The organism is Brevibacterium sp. NPDC049920, from assembly GCF_040656435.1.
Taxonomy (GTDB): Bacteria; Actinomycetota; Actinomycetes; order Actinomycetales; family Brevibacteriaceae; genus Brevibacterium; species Brevibacterium pityocampae.
The window spans coordinates 1-1,250 of the sequence record NZ_JBFAMF010000036.1; the positions used below are offsets into that span (position 1 = coordinate 1).

The 1,250-nt window shown below is 64.1% G+C and carries 1 protein-coding gene; it reads right to left on the reverse strand.

Annotated features, from left to right (window positions below):
- Positions 1-15: 15 nt before the first annotated feature.
- Positions 16-1,250: IS30 family transposase (locus AB0I45_RS13910; protein ID WP_360318945.1), on the reverse strand; the 1,235-nt coding region annotated here is incomplete at its 5' end.

Consider the following 1,250-nt stretch of genomic DNA (forward strand, 5'->3'; position numbering starts at 1 on the left):
GGTGGTGTCAAGCTTCTAACGCATCAGGAGCTTTTCGAACATGTCGGCCGGGGTCTGCAACTCGAGTGTGGGCCTCGGCCGCGTGTTGATCAGGTACTCTACGTGGGCGACTTCTTCATCGGTGACGTCGCGGAAGTCTGTGCCTTTGGGGAAGAACCCGCGGATGAGTCCGTTGGTGTTCTCGTTCGTCCCGCGCTGCCACGGGGAATGCGGGTCACAGAAATACACGTCCATCTTCGTCGCGGCGGTGATCTGCTTGTGCTGCCCCATCTCGACTCCCTGATCCCAGGTCAAGGACTTGCGCATCCGGGTCGGGAACTCCCCGAATCGCTCTGCGATCACCCGGGCGACGGGTTCGGGCCCATGCCCATCGGGCAGCCGGATGATCACCGCGTACCGGGTCTGGCGCTCCACCACCGTGACCAGCGCGCTCTTGTGGTCCTTCCCGATGATCTCATCGCCCTCCCAGTGCCCGGGCACACTGCGATCATCAGGGTCGAAGGGCCGGTCGGCGATATTGACCATGTCACTGATCCGGCCGCGTCGTTCCGTGCTGGAACGGGACTTCCGCTGTTTCCTGCGGGTCCGCAGGTACGTGGTGAGCTCACGTCTGAGTCCGCCCTTGGCCTGCACGTAGAGCGCTTGATAGATCGTTTCGTGACTGACTCTCATAGACACATCGTCGGGGAACTCCTCGACCAGCATCAACGCGATGAGTTTCGGTGACCATCGCTGCTGGCTGAGTTTCTCCTGCACCCAGTCCCGCAACCGGGCGTTCGTCGCGAGTTTGCACGGCCGCACCCGGTGCCGGCGATGCACCGCTTTGAGCTGGGCGCGTGCCGGGGAGTAATCGACCCCGGCCCCGACGAGCCTGCGATCACGATTCCGCGCGACCTCGCGACTGATCGTCGAGGGACTCACCCCCAGCGATGCTGCGATCGTGCGCATCGAATACCCCGCGGCCAGACCGGCGAGGATCGCTTCGCGATCCGAGATCGTCAAGTGCTGGCCCTTGCGGGCCCGTGATCCCGGAGGGATGCGCCGCGGTGGCATTCCCCCGCGGCGCGAGATGATCCGCGAGACCCAGGTCGCGGACTTCTCGACCGTGGAAGCGATCTCCTCGATCGAGAGTCCCTGCCCGCGTAGTTCCCAGACCCGGAATTCGAACTCCCACGCCAGACCGTACCGACCGACCCTGCCCGCATTCCTCGACCCGACCATCACACAACCCCTTTCGCACCTACCCTGAC